3 protein-coding genes and 2 pseudogenes are annotated in these 3886 nt (G+C 49.0%); 3 read left to right on the top strand and 2 right to left on the bottom strand.

From position 1 onward, the window contains the following. Positions 1-257 (bottom strand): transposase (locus tag BFF42_RS12315; protein ID WP_069673647.1); only part of this gene is annotated, 257 nt, incomplete at its 3' end. A gap of 429 nt (positions 258-686) precedes the next feature. Between BFF42_RS12315 and BFF42_RS12310 the strand changes: the two are divergent. Next, a pseudogene (locus BFF42_RS12310) lies at positions 687-837 on the top strand (transposase domain-containing protein); the annotation flags it as partial. A 216-nt stretch (positions 838-1053) separates the two neighbouring features. On the opposite strand, the gene iha reads toward BFF42_RS12310, so the two are convergent. Then, the gene (iha, locus tag BFF42_RS12305) at positions 1054-3144 is read right to left on the bottom strand and encodes a bifunctional siderophore receptor/adhesin Iha (RefSeq protein WP_001223356.1); all 2091 of its coding nucleotides are present in this window, start codon (positions 3142-3144) and stop codon (positions 1054-1056) included. On the opposite strand from iha, the pseudogene BFF42_RS28300 reads away from it, so the two are divergent. Both BFF42_RS28300 and BFF42_RS12295 read left to right on the top strand, forming a co-directional pair. Beyond that, positions 3083-3266, top strand: a pseudogene (locus BFF42_RS28300) (hypothetical protein). The gene iha and the pseudogene BFF42_RS28300 sit on opposite strands and share 62 nt — an antisense overlap. Positions 3267-3599: 333 nt before the next feature. Next, on the top strand, positions 3600-3886 hold a 287-nt coding region (locus BFF42_RS12295), incomplete at its 3' end, for a transposase (RefSeq protein WP_000567737.1).

Genomic DNA, 3886 nt, shown 5'->3' with positions numbered 1-3886 from the left:
TTTTTTAATATATCTCGCTCAAGGCGAGCTTCATTTAACGCCTTACGCAGTTGCAGAATTTCAGATTCCAGTTCAGCCACCGTGCGGGAACCAGGAGTACCGAGCCCTTTTCTGGCGGCGGTAACCCATTGTCCTAAAGTGCCTTCAGGAAGGGATAATCGGGAAGCGCCTTCACTGATCGAAAGTTGATTTTCAAGAACCGTTCTGACAGCTTCGGCTTTGAACTCTTTAGAGTAACGTTGGTTTTTTCTGCTCATTATTAGCTCCTTCTGATGCCATTCTATTTCAGGAAGGAGTGTCCGTTAAACTCAGGCTACCTCAGAAAGTTGATCTGACCTCTCAGTAAATATCAATACGGTTCTGGCGAGCCGCTTACGTGCAGCAGTCTTATCCGGCAGTTTAAAGGGGAGGACGGAGACCAATGAGGCACTGGAGCAGATTCAGTGCAGAGGTGACCTGCTTTATCAAACTTAATTGTGACAAAATGGCGATTGAGAAGGTGCAATTGACTTATCCGGATTCGGTCGTGGCGAGGTGGTGCCCCTGCATTCTGCTAACCGGGTTATGAGCCAGGAGTCAGCGATAGACAAAGGGACTTATCTGACCGGGCCCCCGGAAAAATGGCGGGAGAGAATGATACCTTCCTGCTGACGAGACCGGACTTTGAGATGACGAGCGATAGTGCGGCAGTGATGTACAGCCTGATCGGTAGCTGCAAAACTTAACGGAATCGAGCCGGAAACGTGGCTACGCCACGTGATCAGTGTAATCAACACCTGGCCTGCCAACCGCATGAAAGAGTTGTTGCCCTGGAACGTCACTCTCTCTGTAAACTAATTTTTACCCCACGTCCTTCACGGTGCGCTTACACTCTGGACAAGTATGTAAATGATAAGTTAAAAATAATCCGTGCATTTCCTGTGACGATATTAGTTGTTGGTAACGAAATCTCATTAGCGGATCGGAAATGCACTTAACCTAATACGTGCCACTGTTCCGCCAGGAGTTGCAGTGGCAACGTATTCTACCGTCAGTGATAGCGTTTTGTTATTATCAGAACTGATAGTTCAGCGACATCCAGTAATTTCGCTCAGGTATCACATATCCTGTTGTTGATGATCCCGTCTGGAAGTAATCACCGGCATACAGCGTACTCTTACCGGCACTGTACAGGCTCACGTCACTGTAATCCTTGTTGAGCAGGTTATTCACCGCAGCATTCAGCGTCAGGGCATCCGTCATCTTCCACGACAGACCTGCATCCACCACCGTCCAGGCTTTCAGGTATTCTCCTTTCTCATCATACACTTTCTTCTGTACAGCGCTCAGTGACGAATAATTCTGGGTGAAACGTGGTGTTTTCCCGCGATAACGGGCACCCAGCCATGATGCCACCTCTTCGGTGATCTGCCAGTTCAGTTTCGCATTCACCATGTGTTCAGGGGTATAACTCAGCGGCGCACCTTTGTTATCACCATCACGTTGTTCACTTCGGGTCCAGGTGTAATTCAGTGACAGCGTGACATCCTCTGACCACAGCGGCAATGTGCCGGCAAATTCCACACCGTGCAACCGGGCCTTTCCGCTGTTTACATAGCTATTGGTGTTATCATTTATGGAATAAGAGACAATCTTGTTGGAGAAGTCAGTCATAAAACCTGTGACATTGGCATTCAGACCGGCGGGGTTATCGTAATACACCCCAGCCTCATAACTGACGCTCTCTTCCGGCTTCAGGTCGGGGTTACCAAGTAGATTTGTTTTTCCCTGCCCGGACACACCACTAATCCCTTTATGTAGCTGCCCCATTCTGGGTGCCTTATATCCCGTGGTCACACCGCCTTTCAGCGTCCAGGCATCTGCCACATCCCAGACCAGATATGCACGCGGACTGAAGTGTCCCCCGAATTGCTCATGATGTTCATAGCGGCTGCCCGCAGTCAGCGCAAGTGCATCCGTGAGATGCCACTCATCCTCAGCAAATACCGACCAGCTTTTCTGCCGGAAAGTTTCACCTGTGCTGGCAAGGACAACTCCGTCTTTCATGGACGAGCTCTGAAACTCGCCCCCCACCGTAACCAGATGAGATTCTCCCAGAGGGGTAAGCAGTAATGAATTCAGGATAAGGTTCGATTCCTTAAGCTCCCGCGGCTGACCGGCAAGCCCCCATTTGTCGCGCTTCAGTACACTGCGTACGAGCTCACGACCTTTATTTTCTGTCTCGTTCCAGTTCAGATACGATTTCCATGTTCCGAAGGTGAAAGTATGATCATAGCCAGCTGAAATTTTGTTCCGCTCATAGCGCAGGGTCCGGTCATATCCCCCCGTCAGACTCCCCAGTTGCCCATCCCGGTTATCATAACGCTGCCGGGTGGTATCCATATCAAACCAGAGCACATCCTGCTCCGACGCCTTCCAGTCAAGACGTGCACCAAGATTATAATTCTGTGACTCCGTGGGATAAGGAATACGCGTGGCTGCTGTATCGCTCAGTGATGTGACCGATGAGCCCTGACGCTGTTGTGTGCTACCGCGTACCTGCAGGCTGACAGAATCATCCACAAGGGGGCCACTGCTCCAGAAATTAAACTGGCTGCTGTTACCCCATTTGTTGCTTTCCTGCAGATTCAGCCCTGCATTGACGGAAGAGAGCCATTTGTCTGCATTCTTTCTGGTAATGATATTCACCACACCGCCCATCGCATCAGAGCCATACAGTGTGGACATCGGCCCCCTGATAACCTCAATACGCTCAATGGCGGCCAGAGGGGGCATGAACCCGGTATTCATGGCAGAAAAACCGTTGGGAGTCACGTCACTGCTTCCGCCCTGACGAACACCATCAATCAGTATCAGCGTGTAACTGGCTGGCATTCCTCGGATGCTGATTTCCAGCCCACCGGTTTTACCCGTACCACTTTCAACATCCACACCCTCTACTGATCTCAGAGCCTCCGCCAGATCGTGGTACTGGCTGGACTGCAATTCCTCCTGGCTAATCACAGAAACACTGGCGGCTGCGTTAGTCAGCTTTTTCTCATAGCCGGATGCCGAGACAATCATCACATCCTCTGCAGTAGCTATGCTGCTGGCTGAAAATCCGAGACAGGGAATGACTACGGAAGCCAGAGTGGTTATTCGCATATTACTAATCTCCGATCATGTTAACCGGCAAGACAATACACAAATACAAACAATAATGAGAATAATTTATATTTGCCTTTTTACAAAAAATAAAGATTATTAACAAAACTAAATATAAATAACAACTGCCTCGGCATGCCAGTTAACAGCTATCCGTATGGCTTGTTCGGTTTTGCGAATAAAAAATGGTTACTGTAGAAGCGGATTTCCACCACATGTCAACCATGAATGGTCAGTGGTGCGAGACGACTGGGATGATTTGGTCGATGACTTCTTCCGGTGAATACTGATAGAAACATTGAAATATTGTAAGAGAAAGCGTTCAAAATTCTGTGGCACGTGAAAAATTCTACAGCGTCATCACTAGACTGGCCCCCTGAATCTCCAGACAACCAGTATCACTTAAATAAGTGATAGTCTTAATACTAGTTTTTAGACTAGTCATTGGAGTACAGATGATTGATGTCTTAGGGCCGGAGAAACGCAGACGGCGTACCACACAGGAAAAGATCGCAATTGTTCAGCAGAGCTTTGAACCGGGGATGACGGTCTCCCTCGTTGCCCGGCAACATGGTGTAGCAGCCAGCCAGTTATTTCTCTGGCGTAAGCAATACCAGGAAGGAAGTCTTACTGCTGTGGCCGCCGGAGAACAGGTTGTTCCTGCCTCTGAACTTGCTGCCGCCATGAAGCAGATTAAAGAACTCCAGCGCCTGCTCGGCAAGAAAACGATGGAAAATGAACT

Source organism: Shigella sp. FC1661, assembly GCF_001712525.1.
Lineage (GTDB): Bacteria > Pseudomonadota > Gammaproteobacteria > Enterobacterales > Enterobacteriaceae > Escherichia > Escherichia coli.
The sequence above is the reverse complement of the archived record's forward strand: the minus strand, read 5'-3'. Positions and strand labels throughout refer to the sequence as shown.

What these genes read in the sequence shown, in the direction of transcription:
- iha (WP_001223356.1), bottom strand. Translation starts at nt 3,144, where the DNA reads ATGCGAATAACCACTCTGGCTTCCGTAGTCATTCCCTGTCTCGGATTT.